The organism is Novosphingobium sp. BL-S-19 (assembly GCF_055521675.1).
Genome location: NZ_CM145498.1, coordinates 2119641 through 2141316 on the forward strand (window position 1 = coordinate 2119641; position 21676 = coordinate 2141316).

A 21676-nucleotide genomic window follows, 5' to 3' on the forward strand; every position below is an offset into this window, starting at 1 on the left:
TTACAACGCCAGTGTTGCCGATTTGCAAGAGCAAAACCATCAAGGTGTGCTCATGAACGACGAGTGAATTCCTCGGGGTCGAGCGCCAACTCGCTGAGCCGCTTGCGCAAGGTGTTGCGATTAATGCCCAATGCCTGCGCCGCCCGCAGCTGGTTGCCGCCGGTTTCGCGCAGCACTTCGGAAAATAGCGGTCGCTCGAATGCAGCAACGGCCGCCTCATAGATAGTGCCTGCGGCCGGACGCTCGGCCGCCAGCCAACGCGAAACGGCATCCGCGATTCCATCGCCTTCGGCAACGGCCCAGCTTTCGCCGTCGGTCAAGGTGCCGGTAACTGCCGGGCCTTCAGGGGCAAGCAGGGATTGCGCAGTTTCATGGTCGATCATGTCTTCGCGCGCCAGCAGCGCCGCGCGATAGATGAAGTTCTTGAGTTCGCGCACATTGCCCCGCCATGGCTGGCGGGCAAGCAATTGCGCTGCTTCCGTGCTCAACTGACGGCGCGGCAGCCCCTCCCCGGCCGCAAGCTGGAGGAAGTGGCGCGCCAGCACGTCGATGTCGTCGCGGCGTTCGCGCAGCGGCGGCATGTTTATGGGCACGACGTTGAGGCGATAATAGAGATCCTCGCGGAAGCGGCCAGCGGCGATCTCGGGTTCGAGATCCTTGTTGGTCGCCGCCACGATGCGGACGTCAAGCCGCACTTCCTCACGCCCGCCAACGCGCCGCACGGTGCCGGATTGCAGCGCGCGCAGCAGGCGGGTCTGCGCCTGCATCGGCATGTCGCCGATCTCGTCCAGAAACAGCGTGCCGCCCGATGCCTGTTCGAACTTGCCGACATGCCGGGCGACAGCGCCTGTGAAGGCGCCCTTCTCATGCCCGAATAGTTCGCTTTCGATCAGATCGGCGGGAATCGCGGCGGTGTTGACGGCGATGAACGGGCCGCCCCGTCGGTGGCCCAGATTGTGGATCGCTTCTGCCACCAGTTCCTTGCCGGTACCCGATTCGCCCAGGATCAGCACGGTCAGGTCATTGCGCAGAACACGGGTGATCATGCGAAACACCGTCTGCATGGCCAAACTGCGCCCGACGAGAGGCAGACCGTCGCCCAGTGGCTCGTCACCGAGGCTGGAGAGTTCCTTCCCCGCACCGGCGGCCTGGCGGACGGTGCGGGCAAGTTCGTCGATGTCGAAAGGTTTCGGGAAATATTCGAAGGCCCCGGTGTCGCTGGCGCGCACGGCAGTGTCGAGCGTGTTCTGGGCCGAGAGGATGATGATCGGCATCGCCGGATGCGCGCTGCGCACGCGATCGATCGTCTCGATCCCGTCCCCATCGGGCAGCATTACGTCGGTTACCAGTGCGTCGAAGCTGTCTTCGTCCAGCAGCCGGTCCCGCTCACTGATGGTCTGGCAATGGACGACGTCGAAGCCTTCCGCTTCAAGCGCCGCAGTGATGACGATGGCGATCGAGAGGTCGTCCTCGACCAGCAGAACACTCATGATGCGACCTTCCTCCTGCTCACCCGGCCACGGGTTTCGCGTGCGAGCGGCAGGTGCACGCGGAAATGCGTCAGCCCAGCCTCCTCGTCGCGCTCATGCGTGATGCGCCCGTTCATGTCGCGAACGAGCTTGCGCACCAGCGGCAGCCCAAGCCCCTGCCCCGCCTTCTTGGTGGTGACGAAGGGCTCGAAAATATGGTCGCGCATCGCCGTATCGACGCCGGGGCCATTGTCGGTGACGCGCAGTTCGACTGGAAGCCGCACGGGCTCCCCCGAATCGGTGGTGTGAAGCTGAAGCCCACTGGCGAAGCGCGTGCGGATGGTGACGCGCGGCTCGGCTTCGGTCTGGCAGGCTTCCCGCGCATTGGCGATGAGGTTGATGATGACCTGCACCAACGCATCCGGGCTGCCCAGCACGGCAGGCAATGAAGGGTCGAATTCCTCGACGATGCGAACCGTGCTTGCCTTTTCCTGCGCCACCGAAAGCACGTCGATCGCGCGCCGGGCTGCCTCATGCAGGTTGCAGGGCTCGACCGGGGGGGCGGTACGGCGCGAAAGCTTTTGCATACGCTCGATAAGATTGGCGATGCGGTCGACTTCGGACGTGATCAGTTCAGTCAGCGGAAGATCGCGCTCGCTGGCGTTGCGGGCCAGAAGCTGGGCGGCGCCGCGGATCCCCGCAAGCGGGTTCTTGATCTCGTGCGCCATGATTTCGGGGCCGCGCAGCATGGCATTGTCGGCACTGCCCGAATCGTCGCCCAGCGCATCGGTTGCGCTGTTGTCGTGGATCGTCAGCACCTGCCAGCCCGGCGTATCGGCTACTGGCGCCACGTTGATGTCGATCCGCCGCACGCCGCGACCGCGAATGGAAACCGTGACTTCGCGGGCGGAAACCGGCGTTTCGTAATCGGCCAGACGCTCCAGCAGGCGCGCATCCGGCACCGTCATGACGTCGTTCAGCCGGCTGCCGACAAGCCGGCGCTGGGACTGGCCGAAGAATTGTTCCGCCGCCTGGTTGAGCGACGCAATCCGCAGGCCCGGTTCCAGCACGGCCACCGCAAGCGGCAGGCTCGCCATAAGCTTGCCGATGTCCGGGCGTGCGGTCTCCGGCCTTGCACTAGCCGGCGTGGCGTTCATGCCGCCCGGCGTTGCAGGGTGTTCGCTTCGGCCGGCTCGTCCCGGTAAGGGGCGTAGAATTCGGCGAGTTCGGCAAGAACGCGATCGGGATCGTCGATGAAGTTCACGTGGTTTCTGAACTCCGCCGAGCCGCGAATACCGCGGACGTACCAACCCAGATGCTTACGCGCCATCTTCACGCCGGTTTCGCGGCCATAGTGGCTGAGCATCTCTTCGTAATGCTCGCGAATGATTTCGTACTGCGCACCGAAGCCCGGTTCGACCATCAGGCCGTTGCCGCGCCACCACTGCATCACCTGAGCCAGCGCCCAGGGCTTGCCGTAGGCACCGCGCCCGATCATCAGGCCATCGGCGCCGGATTGCTCCAGCGCCTTGGCGGCATCGTCGATCCCGCAGATATCGCCATTGACGATGACCGGGATAGACACCGCCTCCTTCACGCTGCGCACGAAGGCCCAATCGGCGGAGCCCTTGTACATCTGGTTGCGGGTGCGACCGTGAACGGTGATCATCTTCGCGCCCAGATCCTCGGCAATGCGCGCGAGTTCGGGGGCGTTCAGGCTATCATGGCACCAGCCCATGCGCATCTTGACGGTGACGGGCACCTTCACGGCCTTCACCGTCGCCTCGATCAGGCGGGTCGCCAGCGGGATATCCCGCATCAATGCCGAGCCTGCATCACCGGTAACGACCTTACGCACCGGGCAGCCCATGTTGATATCGACGATGGCCGCACCGCGATCTTCGACCAGTTTGGCCGCTTCGCCCATTTGTTCGGGATCGCAGCCGACAAGCTGCATCGAGACCGGGTCCTCTACCGGATCCCACATAGCCTTCTGAAGCGACACGCGCGTTTCACGAATGGCCGCCGGGCTGGCAATCATCTCGGTGACGTTGAGGCCGGAGCCGAAGCTGCGCACCATGCGGCGGAACGGAAGGTCCGAAACCCCGGTCATCGGCGCGAGCACGACCGGGCAGTCGATCCGCACCGGGCCGACTTCGATCGGCTTCATGGCCGGAGGAGTAGGAAGTTCGTTCATATGCGTGCTCAAGAATCTGCCTGGAAAGCGCCGCGTGCCCAAAAAACGCGACATGCCTAAAAAACAGGCAGCGCATAGTGGATTGCCCTCTCGACGGCAAGTGATTACCGGCAGGCACGATGTCGCACGACCAGACAATTCCGCAGCCGGGAGCCGGACAGACGCAAACGGTGGCGGCGATCGTGGTCGCAGCGGGCCAGGGCCTGCGCGCCGGACAGCCCCTCCCCAAGCAATTCGCGCTTTGGCGCGGCAAGCCGGTGCTGCGCCATTCGGTGGAGGCGCTGGCGGCTGCGGGCGTTTCGCCGATCGTGGTGGCAATCCCCGAGGGTGCGGATGCGCTGGTTCGGGAGGTGCTGGGCGGGATCGAATGCATTCAACTCACCACCGGCGGGGCGACTCGTCAGGAATCGGTGCGGATCGGTCTTGAGGTTCTTGCCGGCGCGGCGCCCGATCTGGTGCTGATCCACGATGCTGCCCGCCCTCTCCTGCCCGCCTCGGTCATCGATCGGCTGATTGCAGCGCTGGGCCGCCATCCCGGCGCGATTCCGGTGCTGCCGGTCGTCGACAGCCTTGCCCATGCAGAGCCGGGCGAACAGGGCGAGACCATGGGTGCGCCGGCACGCCGTGAGGCCTTACGCCGGGTGCAGACCCCGCAAGCTTTCCGTTTCACCGATATTCTCGCCGCCCATCGCGACTGGGAGGACCCTGCCCTTGCTGGTGACGACGCGCAGGTTGCGCAGGCCAATGGCCTTGAAATCGCGCTCGTCGAAGGAGACGAAGCCTTGCACAAGCTGACTTTCGCCACCGATTTCGCGCCGTCCGCCCCGCCGATCCGCGTCGGCACCGGTTATGACGTACACCGTCTTGAGGAAGGCGAGGAACTTTGGCTCTGCGGTGTGAAGATCGAACACACCCATGGCCTGTCCGGCCACAGCGACGCGGATGTTGCCATTCACGCGCTTGTAGATGCCTTGTTGGGCGCGATCGGCGCGGGTGATATCGGCCAGCACTTCCCGCCCAGTGATCCGCAGTGGAAGGGTGCGGCGTCGGACCGTTTCCTTGCTCATGCCGGATCGCTCGTCGCGAAGGCTGGTTACGCTCTGGCCAACGCCGATGTGACGATCATCTGCGAGGCTCCGAAAATCGGCCCGCATCGCGAAGCCATGCGCACGCGCCTCGCTGAAATCCTGGGTGCGGATCTGGCTGCTATCAGCGTCAAGGCAACCACTACCGAAAAGCTGGGTTTCACCGGCAGGTCCGAAGGCATCGCCGCGCAAGCGGCAGTCAGCCTGATCCGCCTCTAGGGAATAGTCGATGGCCATTCACCGCACGATACTGACTTCCGCGGCTGCGCTAGTGGCGCTTGTTCCCGGGTTGGCGCAGGCCGAAACCGCCTGCCTGACCCGCCCCGAAGCGCAGGCAATGTTCACCTACGCGCTGCCCCAGGTCATTTCCGGCACCGCCAAGCGCTGCCAGCAGGTTCTGCCTGCCGACTCCTATCTGCGCAATCACGGCACCGAACTGGCCAACCGCTACGCCACGCAAAAGGGCCGGTCCTGGCCCGAAGCCAAGGCCGCTTTCCTGAAGCTTTCCGAAGGGCAGAGCAGCGACGTTGCCAAGTTCGCGCGCAACCTGCCTGACGATTCGCTGCGCCCGCTGGTCGACATCACGGTCGAAGGGCTGGTTTCGCAGCACCTCCCCCTCAAGTCGTGCGACCGCATCGACCTCGCGGTTGATCTGCTGGCGCCGCTTCCGCCCGAGAACACTGCCGGACTGATCGCGCTGATCGTAGAGATGACCGCGAAAGCCAAGGATGTCGCGCCCGCCGATGTGGCCGACAAGGCGCAGATCGCCGGCCTGACCCTTTGCAAGGACTGACATGTCTAACATCCTCCTTTTCCCGCAGGACCTCTACGATCTTGCCGAGCGCGTCATCGTTGAGAACAAGGCCATCGGCCGCAAGGTGGCCGTGGCGGAAAGCTGCACCGGCGGCCTTGTCTGCGCAGCACTGACCGAAGTGCCGGGATCCTCGGCCGTGCTTGATCGTGGTTTCGTTACCTATTCGAACGAGGCGAAGCAGGATCTGCTGGGCGTCTCGCCCGACATTATCGATACGCTGGGCGCGGTTTCGCCGGCAACGGCATGGGCCATGGCACAAGGTGCGATCGCCCATAGCCGCGCGGATGTGGCGGTGGCGATTAGCGGCATTGCCGGGCCTGACGGGGGCAGCGAACTCAAGCCGGTGGGAACCGTGGTTTTCGCCCGCGCGCTGCGTGGTGCTGAAGAGGAAGATGCCGAGCAGAAGCTGCTCGATGGCAAGGGTCGCACGGAAATTCGCCATCAGGCGGCGCTTATCGCGCTGGAACTTCTGCTGCCGGAAAACGCCTGAGGATCGGTTGGCGCGGCTATCGCAGCAAGCCGCACCAATACCGAAAAAATCAGCTTTCCTGCGGTTCGCCGTAAAGTTCGTGCGCGCGCGCCTCGAAGGCGGCGACCATTTTGCGGAAGGCCTTGTCGAAGTACTGGCCAGCCAGCTTCTCGAACAGCACGTTGCGGAAGCTGAAGCGCACGTCGAACTCGATATCGCAGCTATGCGCGTCCACCGGGTGGAAGGTCCAGCAGTTGTCGAGGTCCTTCATCGGGCCATCGACATAGTGGACCTTGATCTCGCGCGGGCGGACCTTTTCGACGCGTGAGGTGAACTTCTCACGCAGCGCCTTGAAGCCGACCAGCATGTCCGCGATCATTTCGTGCCCGTCGTCCGACTTGACGCGGGTGGCGATCACCCAGGGCAGGAACTCCTGATAGCGACCTACGTCGGCGACGAGATCGAACATCTGTTCGGCGCTGTAGGGCAGCCGTTGGGTTTCGTGAATTCCAGGCACGGATCAGGCCTTTGCGATGGCCTTAGGCGCCTTTGGGGCCAGCTTCGCCTCACGCGCGGCGCGCATTTCGGCGAAGTCCTTGCCCGCATGATAGCTGGAACGCGTCAGCGGCGAGGAAGCGACCTGCAGGAAGCCCTTCGCACGGGCGATGGCGCCATAGGCATCGAATGCCTTGGGGGTGACGAATTCCTTCACCTCGGCATGCTTCGGGGTCGGCCGCAGGTACTGGCCCATGGTCAGGAAGTCGATATCCGCGCAGCGCATGTCGTCCATCACCTGATGGACTTCAAGGCGCTCTTCGCCGAGGCCCAGCATCACGCCGGACTTGGTGAAGATCAGCGGATTGTGGGCCTTCACCTCTTCCAGCAGGCGGAGCGAGGCGTAGTAGCGCGCGCCGGGGCGGATGGTCGGGTAAAGCCGGGGAACCGTTTCAAGGTTGTGGTTGTAGACGTCCGGACCGGCGGCAACGATAGCCTCCACCGCGCGGCGCATCTTGCCGCGGAAGTCGGGCGTCAGGATTTCGATGGTGGTGTTCGGCGTCGCGGCACGCAGGGCCTGGATCACCTTCACGAACTGGTTCGCACCGCCATCCGGCAGGTCATCACGGTCGACCGAGGTGATGACGATGTGCTCAAGGCCGGTCTTCACCGCCAGTTCGGCCACATGTTCGGGCTCAAGCAGATCTACACGGCCCGGCATGCCGGTCTTCACATTGCAGAACGCACAGGCGCGGGTGCAGGTGTCGCCGAGAATCATCACCGTGGCGTGCTTCTTGGTCCAGCACTCACCGATGTTCGGGCAGGCAGCCTCTTCGCAGACCGTGTTGAGCTTCAGATCCCGCATCAACTGGCGCGTTTCGCCATAGCCCTTGCTGGTCGGCGCCTTGACGCGGATCCAGTCGGGCTTGCGCTGACGTTCGGGCTTCTGCTCGGGGCTCGGGACGGAAGACAGGTCGTTCATGGGGCCCAGATAGTCGCAAGCGCTGCCGCTTGCCAGTGCGAATATCCGGTCTATGGGTTGCGTGCGTTTCAACGGAGGCCCCCATGACCGATTCTTCCACCGGAACCAGCACGCCGGAAAACCGCGTACTGAATGGCCTGATCGACGGCTACCGCCGCTTTCGCGACTCGGGCTGGAACCCGCATAGGGAGCGCTGGGCGCGCCTGAGCGAAGGCCAGCAGCCCGAAGTGATGATCGTCGCCTGCTCCGACAGCCGCGTCGATCCTTCACAGATCTTCGACGTCGATCCCGGTGAGATCTTCGTCGTACGCAACGTCGCCGCGCTCGTCCCGCCATTCGAGACATCGCCCGGGCATCACGGCGTGTCCGCCGCGCTGGAATTCGCGGTGCAAGTGCTGAAGGTGAAGGAAATCGTGGTCATGGGCCACGGCATGTGCGGCGGCTGCAAGGCCGCGCTGACGCAGGAGCTTCACGGTACCGAGCCGGGTGAAGGCGGCTTCATCGCCGACTGGATTTCGATGCTCGACGAAGCCCGTGCGCCGGTCGCCGCCGAATTCGGCACCACCGGCCGCCCGGCCGAACGCGAGATGGAGCAGGCAGCGGTGCGCGTCAGCATCGAGAACCTGATGACCTTCCCCTGCGTCCGCCACAAGGTGAAGACCGGGGAACTGACGCTGCGCGGCACCTTCTTCGCGATCTCCGATGGCGTGCTGCATCTGATGGACAAGGACACCGGCCAGTTCGCGCCGGTCACCTGATTTCCATCTCCCCCCTTCCAGGGGCAAACGAAAAGGGCGGCGGGTAATCCCGCCGCCCTTTCCTTTTTCTGGCAGTCGAAAGCTATCAGGCTGCCGGAGTGGTCTTGTTGGCTGCGTAGGCGGCCCAGAGCTTGGCGATCGACGAGCGCTTGTCGGTAACCTTGGCGAGGGTTGCCTTCGCGTCGGCCGACTTGCCCTGCATCGCCTGCGACATGCCGAGGCGCAGGTTCGCCTTGTTGGCATCGACGCCCGGCTTGGCCAGCGCTGCCTTGAACAGCGTTTCGGCCTTGTCGTACTGGCCATAGCTGAGGAAGACATCGGCTGCGCTCATGATCTGCGCGGCAGTGGCGCCGGGCTTCATGGCGTCACGCTCGGTCGCGGGCAGCGAGGCCTTGTCCGCCGAAACGCGGCCGGCAGCCGTGGCGCGATCCGCACCAACGTCAGCCTGGGTGAGCAGGCCCTTGGCCAGGCCCTGGTCCATGACCTTCAGCGCTTCACCCGGATAGGCGCGCGGATCGGCGTTCTCCAGGTATTCGTAGTAGTCGCGCTTGTCCTTCATGCCGCCGCTGACGAACATCAGGCGCATGAGGTCAAGGTTGTCCGACTTCTCGAACGAACCGAGCTGACGCACGATCGAGGTCGAGATGTTCCACGCGTTGTCGCTGGGATAGTTCTGCGCCAGCATCGCCGCGTAGTCCGCCGAGGCGTCGAGCTGCTTGGCGTTGTAGGTTTCCTGCAGAACCTGGCGCAGCGAGCTTTCGCTGGGCTTGGTACCATTGGCCTTTGCTGCTTCGATATCGGCCTTGGCCATATCCATCACCGCGGCCGAGTTACCGCCGCGCTTGTAGGAATCGGCCAGGATCAGGTCCAGCTGGTTCTGCGGATCCTTGTACCCGGCGTCCTTGGCCTGCTTCAGGTAGGTAGCGGCCGAGGCGTAGTCCTTCAGGTTGTAGGCATTCACGCCCGCGTCGAAATAGGTCGCGCCGGTCGATGCGGCGGGCAGCTTGCCGCTCTGGATCATCATGACCACGCCCTGCTGCTTGAAGGCGGTGTCCTGCGAAAGCACGCCATAAGTGCGCGCGAACTGGCCCATCGCCAGCTTGTCGTCCGGGGTGGTCGCCGAAGGCATGGCTGCTTCGATCGCGGCCTTGCCGTTGCCGCCCAGCGCGGTGTCGATGCTGGACTTGGCGGCCGGGAACGCGTCGGCACCGGCGCCCTGCGGCAGAGCGGCGGTTGCTGCGTTGATCGCCTTTTCGATCGGGCCGGCGGCCTTGATGAAGGCATCCGAATACTTGGCGTCGGACTTCGGCTTGGCTTCCTTTGCGGAAGCGGCCGGGGCCATGGCCACTGCCATGCCGCCGCCCAGGGCTACGGCAAGGGCAATACGGGAAATCAGGAACTTGCGAGCCATCAAGGCCAACTCCTCAACAAGACACATACGGTCGCACCGCGAACAGCGGCACCGCATAAAGCGCTGCGCCGGTTTGGCGTCGAAATGTTCGCTTGGCAACCTCGCAGCCGGATTAGAAGTGCGCCGCTGAACGCTGATTGAATGCGTTTCGTCGCAAGTCTGGCGGTTTCCATCGCGGATGCCGAAGGGGCTGTGGCCATAAGTGTGGAAAAAGGAACGCTTCACGCTCTCCCCGCCCCCGTTCCAGTGGCTTTCGCGCGCGGCATGTCCTAGGGCGGTCCATCATCCCTTGTCCCGCAGCAACGAACGATCCAGCGCGTGAGCGACGACACCGACATTCCTGAGAACGGTTCCGGCCACACCGGTCCCGAAGGCGAATATACCCGCATCGACATCGTCGATGAGATGAAGACCAGCTATCTCGATTACGCGATGAGCGTGATCGTGAGCCGCGCGCTGCCCGATGTGCGCGACGGCCTGAAGCCGGTTCATCGCCGCATTCTCTATAGCTGCCACGAAGCGGGCTACGTTGCGGGCCGCCCGTACCGCAAGTCTAGCCGCATCGTCGGTGACGTCATGGGTAAGTATCACCCGCATGGCGACAGTGCGATCTACGACGCATTGGCGCGCATGACGCAGCCGTGGTCGATGCGACTGCCGCTGATCGACGGTCAGGGCAACTTCGGTTCGATGGACCCCGATCCGCCGGCCGCCATGCGTTACACCGAAGCGCGTCTCGACAAGGTTTCGAACGAGCTGCTGGCCGATATCGAAAAGGCCACAGTCGACTTCGCCGACAACTACGACGGTTCCGAAAGCGAACCGACCGTGCTGCCGGCCCGCTTCCCGAACCTGCTGGTCAATGGCGCGGGCGGTATCGCCGTCGGCATGGCCACGAACATTCCGCCGCACAACCTGGGCGAAGTGATCGATGGCTGCCTTGCCATGATCGACAACCCGGCCGTGACGATCGAGGAACTGATCCAGATCATTCCGGGGCCGGACTTCCCGACGGCACCGCTGATCCTCGGCCAGGGTGGCGCTCGCAACGCCTACCTTACCGGTCGCGGCTCGATCATCATGCGCTGCCGCCATGAGATCGAGGAAGGTCGCGGCGATCGTCGTTCGATCGTGCTCACCTCGATCCCCTATCAGGTCGGCAAGGCCGGCCTGGTCGAGAAGATCGCAGAAGCCGCCAAGGACAAGCGGATCGACGGCGTTGCGGACATCCGCGACGAATCGAACCGTGAAGGTATGCGCGTGGTCATCGACCTGAAACGCGATGCCACGCCCGAAGTCGTGCTCAACCAACTCTGGCGCAACACGCCGGCGCAGTCGAACTTCGCGGCCAACATGCTGGCCATCAAGAACGGCCGCCCTGAAGTCTTCAACCTGCGCGATATCCTCGCCTCGTTCATCCAGTTCCGCGAAGAGGTCATCACCCGCCGCACCAAGTTCGAACTGAACAAGGCGCGTGACCGGGCGCACATCTTGCTCGGCCTGGTCGTTGCGGTTTCGAACCTCGACGAAGTGGTGAAGATCATTCGCGGCGCACCGAACCCGGCGGAAGCCCGTGCACGACTGCTGACGCGTGAGTGGCCGATCGGCGATATCGCGCCCTACATCCGCCTCGTCGAAGCGATCGAACCCAATGCCGAGGAAACCGGCGGCGTCTATCGCCTGTCCGAGATCCAGGTGAAGGCGATCCTCGACTTGCGCCTGCACCGCCTGACGGCACTGGGCCGCGACGAGATCGGCGACGAACTGAAGGAACTTGCAGCGGCGATCGAGGAATACCTCTCGATCCTGTCCGACCGCGTGAAGCTCTATGGCGTCATGCGCGGCGAACTGGTGGCCGTGCGCGACCTCTACGCCACGAAGCGCGTGTCCGAGATGACCGGCGCCGCCGAAGGCATCGAGGACGAGGACCTGATCGAGCGTGAGGACATGGTCGTTACCGTGACCATGGACGGCTATATCAAGCGCACCCCGCTTTCGACGTTCCGTGCACAGAACCGTGGCGGCAAGGGCCGCGCCGGCATGGCGACCAAGGATGAGGACGTGGTGACGACGATGTTCGTCACTTCCACCCACAACCCGGTGCTGTTCTTCTCGACCGCCGGCAAGGTCTACCGTCTCAAGGTCTACAAGCTGCCCGAAGGCGGCCCGACCACGCGCGGCCGCCCGATCGTCAACCTTCTGCCCGCGCTGGACAAGGACGAGACGATCCAGACCGTTCTCGCCCTGCCTGAGGACGAGAAGGAGTGGAGCAAGCTCTCGGTGGTGTTCGCCACTGCCAAGGGCAACGTGCGCCGCAACTCGATGGACGCCTTCGCGAACATCCCGTCGAACGGCAAGTTCGCGATGAAGTTCGAAGAGGATAGCGCCGACCGCCTGATCGGCGTCGCGCTACTCAGCCACCAGGACGACGTGCTGCTCGCAAGCCGTCAGGGCAAGGCGATCCGCTTCGCTGGCGATCTCGTTCGCGAATTCGCAAGCCGCACGTCCACCGGCGTAAAGGCGATGACGCTGAAGGACGATGACGAGGTCATCTCGCTGTCGATCCTCCACCGCGTCGGCGTGAAGGATCAGGACGAGCGCGAGGCCTATCTGCGCTTCGCCCCGTGGAAGGGTGAGAAGGATGGCGAGCCCTCGCTCGATGCCGAACGTTACGCCTATCTGGCCGAGAAGGAGCAATTCATCCTTACGGTCTGCGCCAACGGTTACGGCAAGATGTCCTCGGCCTACGAGTACCGTCGCACCGGCCGTGGCGGCCAGGGCATCACGAATATCGACAACATCGCCCGCAATGGCCCGGTTGTCGCCAGCTTCCCGGCTACCCGCGCCGATCAGCTGATGCTGGTGACCGATCAGGCCAAGCTGATCCGCCTGCCGCTCGATTCGCTGCGCGTGATCGGTCGTGGTTCGGCCGGCGTTCGCCTGTTCAACGTCTCCGGCGACGAACACGTAGTGAGCGCGGTTCGCCTCGATGAGGACGAGGAAGACGTGGTCGAAGGCGCAGAGGGTGAAGCACCTGCCGCCGACACTCCGACATCAGAAGCGCCCGAAGCACCGGAAACCGAAGAGTGAGCGACAGCGTCGCCTACAAGATCCTGACCGGCGAGCAGCTCCAGCAGCTGCTCGCCGACGGGGTTTTTACCGGCGCGCCGATCGATAAGGCGGACGGCTATATCCACATGTCCACTGCCGCTCAGGCGAGGGAGACGCTGGAAAAGCACTTTGCCGGGCAGTCGGACCTCGCCCTCGCGGCGGTCGATCTCGGCCTGCTGGGCGACGCGGTGAAGTGGGAAGTCTCGCGCGGCGGCGCGCTGTTTCCGCATATCTATGCCGATCTGCCGCTTTCGGCGGTGATTGCACATACTCCCGTCGCTTATGGCGACGGCGGCGAACTGATCCTTCCCGCCTGACCGCGCGCGCCGAACGATCAGGGCGCGCAAGGGGACAAGAACGGTAAAGCTTGCCCTTCCCCATCGCGCCCCGAAGGTCTAGGCGCAACCGCCATGACATACGACGTCCATATCATCGGCGGCGGCCTTGCCGGCAGCGAAGCCGCCTGGCAGCTCGCCCGTCGCGGCTTCAAGGTCCGCCTTTCGGAAATGCGCGGCGCCTCGCCCGACAAGGGGGGTGAGAGAAGCCCGGCACATCAAGGCGATGGCCTTGCCGAGCTGGTCTGCTCGAACTCGTTCCGGTCCGACGACCATGAAAAGAACGCCGTGGGCCTGCTCCACGAGGAAATGCGACGCTGCGATTCGCTGATCATGTCGGCGGCTGCCAAGGCGGAGGTTCCTGCCGGTTCAGCACTGGCGGTGGACCGCGACGTGTTCTCGGCGGAAGTGGAAGCCCGGCTTGCCGCCCTGCCCAATCTCGATATCGTGCGTGAGCGCATCGACGTTCTGCCTCAGGCGGGCACTACGATCGTCGCCACCGGTCCGCTGACCGCTGAAGCGTTGGCCCACAGCATCGGCGCGGCGACCGGGTCGGACAGCCTTGCCTTCTTCGACGCGATCGCCCCCATCGTCTATCGCGACACGATCGACATGGACGTGTGCTGGATGGCCTCGCGCTGGGATAAGGGCGAGACCAAGGACTACATCAACTGCCCGATGAACAAGGAGCAGTACCTGGCCTTCCATCAGGGGCTGGTCGATGGTGAAAAGACCGCCTTCAAGGAATGGGAAGCCAACACGCCTTATTTCGACGGCTGCATGCCGATCGAAGTCATGGCTGAGCGCGGCGTCGAGACCCTGCGCTTCGGGCCGATGAAGCCGGTTGGCCTCGACAATCCGCACTGGGCCACACCGGAACACCCCAATGGCCGCTGGGCCTATGCGGTCGTCCAGTTGCGGCAGGACAATAAGCTGGGCACACTGTGGAACATGGTCGGCTTCCAGACCAAGCTGAAGCATGCCGAGCAGGTACGCCTTTTCCGCACGATTCCCGGACTTGAGAACGCAGAATTCGCCCGCCTTGGCGGCCTGCATCGCAACACCTTCCTCAATTCGCCGGTACTGCTGGACCGTCAGCTGCGCCTGAAGACCGCGCCGCACGTGCGTTTCGCCGGCCAGATCACCGGCTGCGAAGGCTATGTCGAAAGCGCGGCCGTCGGCATGATGGCGGGCCTTATGACGGCCACGGAACTCGCCGGGCGCGAATGGCAGGCTCCGCCGCGCACCACCGCGCTGGGCGCCCTGCTCTCGCACATCACCGGCGATGCCGAGGCGGAAAGTTATCAGCCGATGAACGTCAACTTCGGCCTCTTCCCGCCGCTTCACGATGTGAAGAAGAAGCAGCGCAAGGAAGCCTATACCTCGCGCGCAAAGGAAGACCTCGTGCCCTGGCTGGCGGAGCTTACCCCCGCGTAACTCAGGATTTGCACGAGCATTTTGGCTTCGGTTTCGCCGGTGGCGGGGCCGTGGACCGGAATTCGTCGGACGTCAGGATCTGGTCGTGGTCGGTGTCGGCTTTGTCGAACTTGTCGACCGTGGCCACGGCCCATTCCTCGAAGGTCAGCAGGTTGTTGCCGTCCTTGTCGAGCTTGCGGAACGCCGCCGTGCGCGTGGACAGCATCTCTTCGCGGGTGATCCTGCCGTCGCGATTGAAATCGTAACGCGCGAAGCGACGTTGCTCCCGGGTGAGCGGCGTCGCTTCGGGCAGCTCCGGCCCGGCCAGGTTTTCCAGATCGGCGCTGGGAATTTCGGTCGGATGCGGTAGCGGTTTGGCTGCAACGGGCGGCGGCGCGGCCTTTTCCACTTCGGCCCGCCCCTGCCACCAGAACAAGCCGAGCGACAGCAGCAGAAGCACCGTCACGCCGCCTAGGATGAAGCGCTGCATCGCCAATCTCCCTGAATTCGAGCGGCTTATCTCCTCGCGAAGCCAGATCAGGGAAATTACATAACTGTTATGCAGAGGAATTAGCGGCCGAACAGGCCGATCCGCATGGCTTTCAGCACCGTTCGAGCCGAGCCCTGGCCTCCGCTCGTCAGGTTTGCGCGGGCCAGTCCTTCCAGCACTGCCAAGGGCCGGAGATTGCGAGAAACGCGCGCCGTGTGCGCGCTTTCCGCCTCGGCGAGCCGACGCACGACCACACTTTCGCCCGGATGGTTCAGCTTCATAGAAAGGTCCGCCAGAGCCCAACGGCGGCCGAGGATACGCGCCGTCTCCGCCTCACCCTCACGGCCAAGCGCCTGGGCAAGTCCAGCGAAAGCGGCGGCCCGCCCATCGACCATCTCCTCTAGGGAGGAAGGTGCCAACGGGGCCTCTCCCGTCAGCGCTTCCCACCCATCGACAAGAGCGACGAGAGCGGTGTGCTTGCCATTCCAGCTACGGAGCGCTGCCAACAAAGGCTCACCCTCCGGCCATTCACTGGCATCGCGGCCCAAAGTCTCACGCCACCACGCGAGCCGAATCTGCGCCATCATCGGCTCGCGCGAATGGCGAAGCAGGCCAGCAAGCCGCTGATCCAGCGCCAGGAGCGCCAGCGTCGGCAGCCGCGCGCGCGACGGCGCATAGGCGAGCGCGAGCCGCATCGTCTGCGGCAACGCCGGCAGAAGCAGGTCTTCGGGGCGGCTTTCGGGGGCAGTTTGCTCGGACACGCCGCCTCTCTAGCCCGCGCGGATCATCGCGCAAGCCTGTAAACTGGCCCAGAACGCAAGACGGCGGCGAAGCGCTTGCTTCGCCGCCGTCTCACTTGTCAGCGCTTACGCCAGGATCAGCGATAGCAGACCTTGCGGACTGCCTCGACGATGCGCGGCGTGTCGATCAGCGCCAGCTTTTCGAGGTTGGCCGCGTAAGGCAGCGGCACGTCTTCGTTGCAGACGCGGACCACCGGGGCATCGAGGTCGTCGAAACCGTCTTCCATGCAGATCGCGATGATTTCGGACGCGATCGAGCAGACCGGGAAGCCTTCTTCCGCAACGACCATGCGGTTCGTCTTGGCAAGGCTGGCCAGCACGGTTTCCTTGTCGAGCGGACGCAGGGTGCGAAGGTCGATGACTTCGGCATCGATGCCTTCGCCGGCCAGCTGCTCGGCGGCTTCGAGCGCGAGGCCGACGCCGATCGAGTAGGACACGATGGTCACGTCCTTGCCTTCACGCATGATGCGCGCCTTGCCGATCGGCAGGACGTGATCGTCGAGTTCGGGCAGTTCGAACGTGCGGCCGTAGACCAGCTCGTTCTCAAGGAAGACGACCGGGTCTTCGCTGCGGATCGCTGCCTTCAGCAGGCCCTTGGCGTCCGATGCGTCGTAAGGCGCGATCACGACCAGACCCGGCACGTTGGCGTACCACGGGCCATAGTTCTGCGAGTGCTGCGCGCCGACACGAGCAGCCGCGCCGTTCGGACCACGGAACACGACCGGGCAACGCATCTGGCCGCCCGACATGTAGTTGGTCTTGGCCGCCGAGTTGATGATGTGGTCGATCGCCTGCATGGCGAAGTTGAACGTCATGAACTCGATGATCGGACGCAGACCGCCCATTGCGGCGCCGGTGCCGATACCGGCAAAGCCGTACTCGGTGATCGGCGTGTCGATCACGCGGCGCGGACCGAACTCTTCAAGGAGGCCCTGGGTCACCTTGTAAGCGCCCTGGTACTCGGCCACTTCCTCGCCCATCACGAAGACGCGGTCGTCGCGGCGCATTTCCTCGGCCATGGCGTCGCGAAGCGCTTCGCGAACGGTCGAGGTCTTCATGTTGGTCCCGTAGGGAACCTCGGGATCCTTCTTCGCCGGTGCGGGGGCCGGAGCCTCCGCCTTGGCAGCAGCAGGAGCGGCTTCGGCGGCGGGAGCAGCTTCAGCCTTCGGGGCGGGTGCCGAGATCGCCGAAGCGTCTTCGCCTTCACCGGCGATGACGGCGATCACGGTGCCGACCTTCACACCCTCGGTGCCTTCGGGCACAAGGATCTTGCCGACCGTGCCTTCGTCGACGGCTTCGAATTCCATCGTCGCCTTGTCGGTTTCGATTTCGGCAATGATATCACCCGAAGTGACATTGTCGCCTTCCTTCACCAGCCAGCGGGCAAGCTTGCCCTCTTCCATCGTCGGAGAGAGCGCCGGCATCTTCAGTTCGATCGCCATCAGTAGCGCTCCACCAGGACGTCAGTATAGAGTTCAGCAGCTTCGGGTTCGGGCGAATTCTCGGCAAAGTCGGCCGATTCCGCCACGGCGGCACGCACGCGCTTGTCGATGTCCTTCAGCGCGGCTTCGTCCACACCCATGGCCATCAGTTCGGTCTTGGCGTGATCGATCGGATCGCGCTTTTCACGCACGTCCTGCACTTCCTCACGGCTGCGATACTTCGCCGGGTCGGACATCGAGTGGCCGCGATAGCGATAGGTGTTCAGTTCCATGAGAACCGGACCATTGCCGGCGCGGACATATTCCAGCGCCACTTCGGCAGCCTTGCGGACTTCGAGCACGTCCATGCCGTCCACCTGCATGCCCGGGATGCGGAACGCGGTGCCGCGGCGGTAGAAGTGCGTCTCGGCCGAGCCGCGCTTCACGGCAGTGCCCATGGCATAGCCGTTGTTTTCGATCACGAAGATGATCGGCAGCTTCCAGAGAGCCGCCATGTTGAAGCTCTCGTAGACCTGGCCCTGGTTGGCCGCGCCGTCACCGAAGTAAGCCATCGCGACGCCGCCGTCTTCACGGTACTTGTGCGCGAAAGCGAGGCCAGCACCCAGCGAGACCTGTGCGCCGACGATGCCGTGGCCGCCGTAGAACTTATGTTCGACGCTGAACATGTGCATCGAACCGCCCTTGCCGCGCGAGATACCGGCAGCGCGGCCGGTCAGCTCGGCCATGATCACCTTGGGATCGATGCCGTAGGCAAGCATGTGGCCGTGGTCGCGATAGCCGGTGATAACCGAATCGCGTTCACCGTCGAGCGCGGACTGCAGGCCCACGGCAACGGCTTCCTGGCCGATGTAAAGGTGGCAGAAGCCGCCGATCAGGCCCAGGCCGTAAAGCTGGCCTGCGCGTTCCTCGAAGCGGCGAATGAGCAGCATCTGCTCATAGAAATGAAGCAGCTCTTCCTTGCTGGGCTTGTAGCGCTTGTCAGCTTCCAGAGCTTCCTGGAGGCTGTGCAGCGCAAAGTCTTCGTCCTGTGCCGGTACTGCGGCAGGCTCGGCGCCGGACCCGGCGTCACTCTTAGCTTTGGGCAACGGGACTCCCCATCGTTGGTGCGATTGATTTCGGGCTGCTTATAGGACGCCGCGCGGAAATCGAAAGCACGATGACGGAAATTTGCCGTGCCCGGCACAAAAATTATGGCGAACAGAAATGTTGCATCGCAACATGATGCGATGCGAAGCTCAGGTTGGCTGCCCCAAAAGGGCAGAAACTCAACGTTTGATCAGCATGACCATTTCGTCAGGGCGAGCAACATTAAGGTTCGAGCGCAACAATTCGCCCGCCAGATCCGGATCAACCTTGCTACCATCGAGCAAAGCAACGCGATTCTTCAGGCGATCGCGCTGGCTTTCCAACTCTGCAAGCTTTTCGTGGCGCTGTTCCAAAAGGCGCTGATTTTCGCCCCAGGCCAGAATGCCGCTGGGGCCCGCGATGACGAACCCGCCCATGAGCAGCAGCAGGGCCAGGGCGCCGCCCTGAACCAATCGCTCCTTCGCAAGGTTGTTATCGTGACGCATGGCCCCTCATGCCGTGATAGAATCACAAGTGATTCAGCGTTGCAAGCACGAATGTTACGCGATTCGCACCCTCTTGCGACAGGTCTTGCGGCGTGCTGCACTGCAAAATGGGCGAGATATGTGTTGATAACTTGTTCGCGGCCCGTGCGAGGCGGCTGAACGCCATCCGATCAGTGTGACGCTGCGGGATTCGACGCAGGCGGAACGTTGCCGATAGCCTTGTTGATGGCCGCAAGCCGCGTGCGGAGTCGCGCGTCGCTTTCATCCAGTTCCCGTCGGGCTGCCAACGCCGCGCGGCGGGCATCGATCACCGGCAGATAGTTCACCTGACCGCCGCGATAGCGCGCTTCCACCAGATCCGCATTGGCCCGGGCGTGCTCCAGTCTGTCGGCCCGCCGCTGCCGCGCTTGCCAATCGGCGGTGTAGCCGGTCAAGGCGTCGTCGATTTCCTGCCAAGCCTTCAGCACGGCGACCTGGAAGTTCACCGCCGCCTCTCGCTGTTCGAGCTTGCGCAGTTCCACCGTGGCGCGCCGGCGCCCGCCGTCGAATATCGGCAGGCTCAGGCTTGGCCCGATCTGCCAGGTTCGGCTCGCCCAATCGAACAGGTTCTGTGATCGGTAGCTTTCCAGTCCGAACCCGCCGCCAAGAGTGATGCTGGGGTAGAGATCGGCCACGGCCACGCCGATTTGCGCGGTCGCGGCGTGAAGTTTCGCCTCGGCCGCCCGCACTTCCGGGCGCCGCAAAGCAACTTCGGACGGCATTCCCAAGGAAAGATCCGGAAGTGCCGGGGGCAACGGGCCCAGCGCGGTCGGCTTCAATTCCTCGCGGAGGGTTCCGGGCTGCACCCCCAGTGCAATGGCGATGCGGTTGGCTTGTGCGGCGGCTTCGGCCTGAAGCGCCGGCAGGTTCGCTTCCGACGCGCGCAGGCTGGCTTGATCGCTCTCGATAGCCGTGTGATCGCTCATTCCACCATCGACCCGCGCGGCGACCAACCCGACGCGATCCTTGAGTAACGCAATATCCTCACCCGCTGCCGCGCCTTGCGCCTGGGCGTTGCGCATGGCGAAATAGGCCTGCGCCACCTCGGCCGTCACGGAAAGGCGCGTAAGATCCAGCAAGGCCCCTTGCTGCGCGATCCCGGCATCCGCCGCCTCTACCGAACGGCGCACCTTGCCCCACAAGTCGATCTCCCACCCCGCATCGAATCCGCCTTGATAGAGCGTAAAGGGGCGAGCGAGATATTGGGCAAGCTGATCGCGATTATCGCCGGCCAATACATCAAAGAGGCGCGTAGATGCGCCATATTCGCTCATCCGTTCACGCGTTACTTGCGTGCTGGCATTGACTTGCGGCAGGCCGGCCGATGCTGCCGCTCCGCGCTGGGCGCGCGCCTGAGCAAGGTGGAGGGCCGCAGTCTGGAGGTCGGGATTCGCGGCCAGGGCACGGCGTTCCAGATCATCCAGTACGGGGTCGCCCAGCAGCGTCCACCATTCGGCCGGCATGGCCTGTTTGCCCGCCGGAACCGCGACCATATCGGCGGTACCGCTGCGCCACTGCGACCAGTCATCCGGCGCTTGCGCGACGGGGGCCTTGAAATCGGGGCCAACCGTGCATCCAGCCGCGCCCAGACACAGCGCCAACGATAGGGCCACCATGGCCGCGGTGGGAAATCTGGCGCTAGTCCGGACACGAAACATGGCAGCAGATCCTTGCATTTCAGGCCAGCCGGTGGCGGAACAGCCATGCGGCCAGCGGCAGCGTGACTGCGGCAACTGCCAGCAAGGGCAGAAAATTGATGGCGACATCCCCGATCCCCGCGCCCTCCAGATAGACGCGGCGCACAATGGCAACGCCGAACCTCAGCGGGTTCACGTAAGTCGCGTATTGGAGCACGGCGGGCATGTTGCGGATCGGGGTCAGCATGCCGGACAGCAGGGTCAACGGCATGATCAGCACAAAGGAATAGAGCATGGCCTGCTGCATGTTCAGCGCGAACGCCGATAGCGTCATGCCGATGCCGACCGAGGCGATATTGAAGCAGAGCAGCCCGAAATAGAGCACGAATGGCGATCCGCTCATCGGCACGCGAAACCAGAGCAGCACGATCAGCAAGACGATCGTCGATTGCAGCAGGCCGACGACGATCGACGGAAGTGCCTTGCCCACCAGGATCTGCAGCGGGGTCATCGGCGTGACCAGCAACTGGTCGAACGTCCCCTGCTCCCGTTCCCGCGCAACGGAAAGCGCGGCCAGAAGCATCGTCTGGAGCATGGAAAGGGTGGCGATCATCGCAGGCATGATCTGCCAGCGCGATTCGAGGTTGGGGTTGAACCATGCCCGCCGAACCACCGTCACCCCCTGCGCGCCGGACCGGGATGCGTTGAAGGCCTGTACGACCGAAGCGATGTAGGCAGCGGCAGAGCCTGCCGTGGTGGAATTGCGCCCGTCGAACACCACCTGCACTTCGGCGTTCCGGCCGTTTGCCAGTTTCCGATCGAAATCCGCCGGAATGGTGACGGCCATCAGCACTTTCTGCCGGTCGATCAGCCCCGCAATCTGATTGGCATTGTCCAGCGTCGCCTGCCGCGAAAATACCCCTGTGCCGTCCAGCCGGGCGATCAGTTCGCTGGCCGCCTGCCCCCGGCTCTGGTCCAGCAGGGCATAGGGGACGTGCTGAAGATCCAGGATCGCGCCATATCCGAACAGCAGCGTTTGGATGAATGCCGGCGCGAACAGGATGATGCGGTTGGCCGGATCCTTGAACAGCGCGAGCACTTCCTTGCGAAAGAGAAAGGCAACCGCAGCCAGCCATGCCGATGCTCGGTTCATCG

The 21676-nt window shown here is 63.9% G+C and carries 20 protein-coding genes; 7 read left to right on the plus strand and 13 right to left on the minus strand.

Annotated elements, in window-relative coordinates:
- Nucleotides 1-50 precede the first annotated feature (50 nt).
- The 3 genes from ACZ1JV_RS18130 to dusB are packed head-to-tail and all read right to left on the minus strand — an operon-like array spanning nucleotide 51 to nucleotide 3666.
- Nucleotides 51-1490 carry a sigma-54-dependent transcriptional regulator gene (locus ACZ1JV_RS18130; protein ID WP_465149921.1) on the minus strand — a complete coding sequence of 480 codons (1440 nt, stop codon included), beginning with the start codon at nucleotides 1488-1490 and terminating at the stop codon, nucleotides 51-53.
- Complete coding sequence (locus ACZ1JV_RS18135; protein ID WP_465149922.1) at nucleotides 1487-2626, minus strand: two-component system sensor histidine kinase NtrB; 1140 nt, start codon at nucleotides 2624-2626, stop codon at nucleotides 1487-1489. The genes ACZ1JV_RS18130 and ACZ1JV_RS18135 overlap by 4 nt, the downstream gene beginning before the upstream one ends.
- Nucleotides 2623-3666 (minus strand): tRNA dihydrouridine synthase DusB, encoded by a 1044-nt coding sequence (gene dusB / locus ACZ1JV_RS18140; RefSeq protein ID WP_465135198.1) that lies wholly within the window; start codon nucleotides 3664-3666, stop codon nucleotides 2623-2625. The genes ACZ1JV_RS18135 and dusB overlap by 4 nt, the downstream gene beginning before the upstream one ends.
- A 119-nt stretch (nucleotides 3667-3785) precedes the next feature.
- Here dusB and ACZ1JV_RS18145 point away from each other — a divergent pair, with 119 nt between their 5' ends.
- Genes ACZ1JV_RS18145 through ACZ1JV_RS18155 form a run of 3 tightly spaced genes read left to right on the plus strand, consistent with a single transcriptional unit; the run spans nucleotide 3786 to nucleotide 6055 of the window.
- Entirely contained in the window at nucleotides 3786-4970 is a 1185-nt protein-coding gene (locus tag ACZ1JV_RS18145; RefSeq protein ID WP_465149923.1) for a bifunctional 2-C-methyl-D-erythritol 4-phosphate cytidylyltransferase/2-C-methyl-D-erythritol 2,4-cyclodiphosphate synthase, read from the plus strand.
- A gap of 10 nt (nucleotides 4971-4980) precedes the next feature.
- Nucleotides 4981-5544 (plus strand): hypothetical protein, encoded by a 564-nt coding sequence (locus tag ACZ1JV_RS18150; RefSeq protein ID WP_465149924.1) that lies wholly within the window; start codon nucleotides 4981-4983, stop codon nucleotides 5542-5544.
- Nucleotide 5545: 1 nt separating this feature from the next.
- Complete coding sequence (locus ACZ1JV_RS18155; protein WP_465149925.1) at nucleotides 5546-6055, plus strand: CinA family protein; 510 nt, start codon at nucleotides 5546-5548, stop codon at nucleotides 6053-6055.
- Nucleotides 6056-6104: 49 nt separating this feature from the next.
- Here ACZ1JV_RS18155 and ACZ1JV_RS18160 read toward each other — a convergent pair whose 3' ends face one another.
- Together ACZ1JV_RS18160 and lipA are read right to left on the minus strand one after the other, a co-directional pair.
- Nucleotides 6105-6551, minus strand: a complete 447-nt coding sequence (locus ACZ1JV_RS18160) for a type II toxin-antitoxin system RatA family toxin (protein ID WP_465149926.1) — start codon at nucleotides 6549-6551, stop codon at nucleotides 6105-6107.
- Nucleotides 6552-6554: 3 nt separating this feature from the next.
- Nucleotides 6555-7511, minus strand: coding sequence for a lipoyl synthase (gene lipA, locus ACZ1JV_RS18165; RefSeq protein ID WP_465152604.1), 957 nt, complete (start codon nucleotides 7509-7511; stop codon nucleotides 6555-6557).
- Nucleotides 7512-7594: 83 nt separating this feature from the next.
- Between lipA and ACZ1JV_RS18170 the strand changes: the two genes are divergently transcribed.
- Entirely contained in the window at nucleotides 7595-8269 is a 675-nt protein-coding gene (locus tag ACZ1JV_RS18170; protein ID WP_465135203.1) for a carbonic anhydrase, read from the plus strand.
- An 85-nt stretch (nucleotides 8270-8354) separates the two neighbouring features.
- On the opposite strand, the gene ACZ1JV_RS18175 is transcribed toward ACZ1JV_RS18170, so the two are convergent.
- Nucleotides 8355-9680: a hypothetical protein gene (locus ACZ1JV_RS18175; RefSeq protein WP_465149927.1), complete on the minus strand. Its 1326-nt coding sequence runs from the start codon at nucleotides 9678-9680 to the stop codon at nucleotides 8355-8357.
- Between the two features lie 318 nt (nucleotides 9681-9998).
- Here ACZ1JV_RS18175 and gyrA point away from each other — a divergent pair, with 318 nt between their 5' ends.
- The 3 genes from gyrA to trmFO all read left to right on the plus strand — a co-directional run bounded on the left by gyrA (nucleotide 9999) and on the right by trmFO (nucleotide 14563).
- The gene (gyrA, locus tag ACZ1JV_RS18180; protein ID WP_465149928.1) at nucleotides 9999-12770 is read left to right on the plus strand and encodes a DNA gyrase subunit A; all 2772 of its coding nucleotides are present in this window, start codon (nucleotides 9999-10001) and stop codon (nucleotides 12768-12770) included.
- A complete protein-coding gene (locus ACZ1JV_RS18185; RefSeq protein ID WP_465149929.1) occupies nucleotides 12767-13108 on the plus strand; it encodes a DUF952 domain-containing protein in 342 nt (113 codons plus the stop codon). Before gyrA ends, ACZ1JV_RS18185 begins: the two co-directional genes overlap by 4 nt.
- 93 nt (nucleotides 13109-13201) lie before the next feature.
- The gene (gene trmFO, locus ACZ1JV_RS18190) at nucleotides 13202-14563 is read left to right on the plus strand and encodes a methylenetetrahydrofolate--tRNA-(uracil(54)-C(5))-methyltransferase (FADH(2)-oxidizing) TrmFO (protein ID WP_465149930.1); all 1362 of its coding nucleotides are present in this window, start codon (nucleotides 13202-13204) and stop codon (nucleotides 14561-14563) included.
- A gap of 1 nt (nucleotide 14564) precedes the next feature.
- On the opposite strand, the gene ACZ1JV_RS18195 is transcribed toward trmFO, so the two are convergent.
- From ACZ1JV_RS18195 to ACZ1JV_RS18225, 7 genes are all read right to left on the minus strand, one after another.
- Nucleotides 14565-15032 carry an EF-hand domain-containing protein gene (locus ACZ1JV_RS18195; protein WP_465149931.1) on the minus strand — a complete coding sequence of 156 codons (468 nt, stop codon included), beginning with the start codon at nucleotides 15030-15032 and terminating at the stop codon, nucleotides 14565-14567.
- 80 nt (nucleotides 15033-15112) lie between these two features.
- Nucleotides 15113-15793, minus strand: coding sequence for a hypothetical protein (locus tag ACZ1JV_RS18200; RefSeq protein WP_465149932.1), 681 nt, complete (start codon nucleotides 15791-15793; stop codon nucleotides 15113-15115).
- 116 nt (nucleotides 15794-15909) lie between these two features.
- On the minus strand, nucleotides 15910-17274 hold the full coding sequence (locus ACZ1JV_RS18205) for a pyruvate dehydrogenase complex E1 component subunit beta (protein WP_465149933.1): 1365 nt from the start codon (nucleotides 17272-17274) through the stop codon (nucleotides 15910-15912).
- Entirely contained in the window at nucleotides 17274-18359 is a 1086-nt protein-coding gene (gene pdhA / locus ACZ1JV_RS18210; RefSeq protein ID WP_465135211.1) for a pyruvate dehydrogenase (acetyl-transferring) E1 component subunit alpha, read from the minus strand. Before pdhA ends, ACZ1JV_RS18205 begins: the two co-directional genes overlap by 1 nt.
- A gap of 180 nt (nucleotides 18360-18539) precedes the next feature.
- Nucleotides 18540-18845 (minus strand): FtsB family cell division protein, encoded by a 306-nt coding sequence (locus ACZ1JV_RS18215; RefSeq protein ID WP_465135212.1) that lies wholly within the window; start codon nucleotides 18843-18845, stop codon nucleotides 18540-18542.
- Nucleotides 18846-19015: 170 nt separating this feature from the next.
- Nucleotides 19016-20542 carry an efflux transporter outer membrane subunit gene (locus tag ACZ1JV_RS18220; RefSeq protein WP_465149934.1) on the minus strand — a complete coding sequence of 509 codons (1527 nt, stop codon included), beginning with the start codon at nucleotides 20540-20542 and terminating at the stop codon, nucleotides 19016-19018.
- A gap of 19 nt (nucleotides 20543-20561) precedes the next feature.
- Nucleotides 20562-21674: an ABC transporter permease gene (locus ACZ1JV_RS18225; protein WP_465149935.1), complete on the minus strand. Its 1113-nt coding sequence runs from the start codon at nucleotides 21672-21674 to the stop codon at nucleotides 20562-20564.
- Nucleotides 21675-21676 lie beyond the last annotated feature (2 nt).

Coding starts and splice junctions, on each gene's coding strand:
- ACZ1JV_RS18130 (WP_465149921.1), bottom strand. CDS start 1,490: ATGAGTGTTCTGCTGGTCGAGGACGACCTCTCGATCGCCATCGTCATC.
- ACZ1JV_RS18175 (WP_465149927.1), bottom strand. CDS start 9,680: ATGGCTCGCAAGTTCCTGATTTCCCGTATTGCCCTTGCCGTAGCCCTG.
- trmFO (WP_465149930.1), top strand. CDS start 13,202: ATGACATACGACGTCCATATCATCGGCGGCGGCCTTGCCGGCAGCGAA.
- ACZ1JV_RS18205 (WP_465149933.1), bottom strand. CDS start 17,274: ATGGCGATCGAACTGAAGATGCCGGCGCTCTCTCCGACGATGGAAGAG.
- ACZ1JV_RS18225 (WP_465149935.1), bottom strand. CDS start 21,674: ATGAACCGAGCATCGGCATGGCTGGCTGCGGTTGCCTTTCTCTTTCGC.
- ACZ1JV_RS18135 (WP_465149922.1), bottom strand. CDS start 2,626: ATGAACGCCACGCCGGCTAGTGCAAGGCCGGAGACCGCACGCCCGGAC.
- lipA (WP_465152604.1), bottom strand. CDS start 7,511: ATGAACGACCTGTCTTCCGTCCCGAGCCCCGAGCAGAAGCCCGAACGT.
- ACZ1JV_RS18170 (WP_465135203.1), top strand. CDS start 7,595: ATGACCGATTCTTCCACCGGAACCAGCACGCCGGAAAACCGCGTACTG.
- ACZ1JV_RS18195 (WP_465149931.1), bottom strand. CDS start 15,032: ATGCAGCGCTTCATCCTAGGCGGCGTGACGGTGCTTCTGCTGCTGTCG.
- ACZ1JV_RS18145 (WP_465149923.1), top strand. CDS start 3,786: ATGTCGCACGACCAGACAATTCCGCAGCCGGGAGCCGGACAGACGCAA.
- ACZ1JV_RS18215 (WP_465135212.1), bottom strand. CDS start 18,845: ATGCGTCACGATAACAACCTTGCGAAGGAGCGATTGGTTCAGGGCGGC.
- ACZ1JV_RS18220 (WP_465149934.1), bottom strand. CDS start 20,542: ATGTTTCGTGTCCGGACTAGCGCCAGATTTCCCACCGCGGCCATGGTG.
- ACZ1JV_RS18150 (WP_465149924.1), top strand. CDS start 4,981: ATGGCCATTCACCGCACGATACTGACTTCCGCGGCTGCGCTAGTGGCG.
- dusB (WP_465135198.1), bottom strand. CDS start 3,666: ATGAACGAACTTCCTACTCCTCCGGCCATGAAGCCGATCGAAGTCGGC.
- ACZ1JV_RS18155 (WP_465149925.1), top strand. CDS start 5,546: ATGTCTAACATCCTCCTTTTCCCGCAGGACCTCTACGATCTTGCCGAG.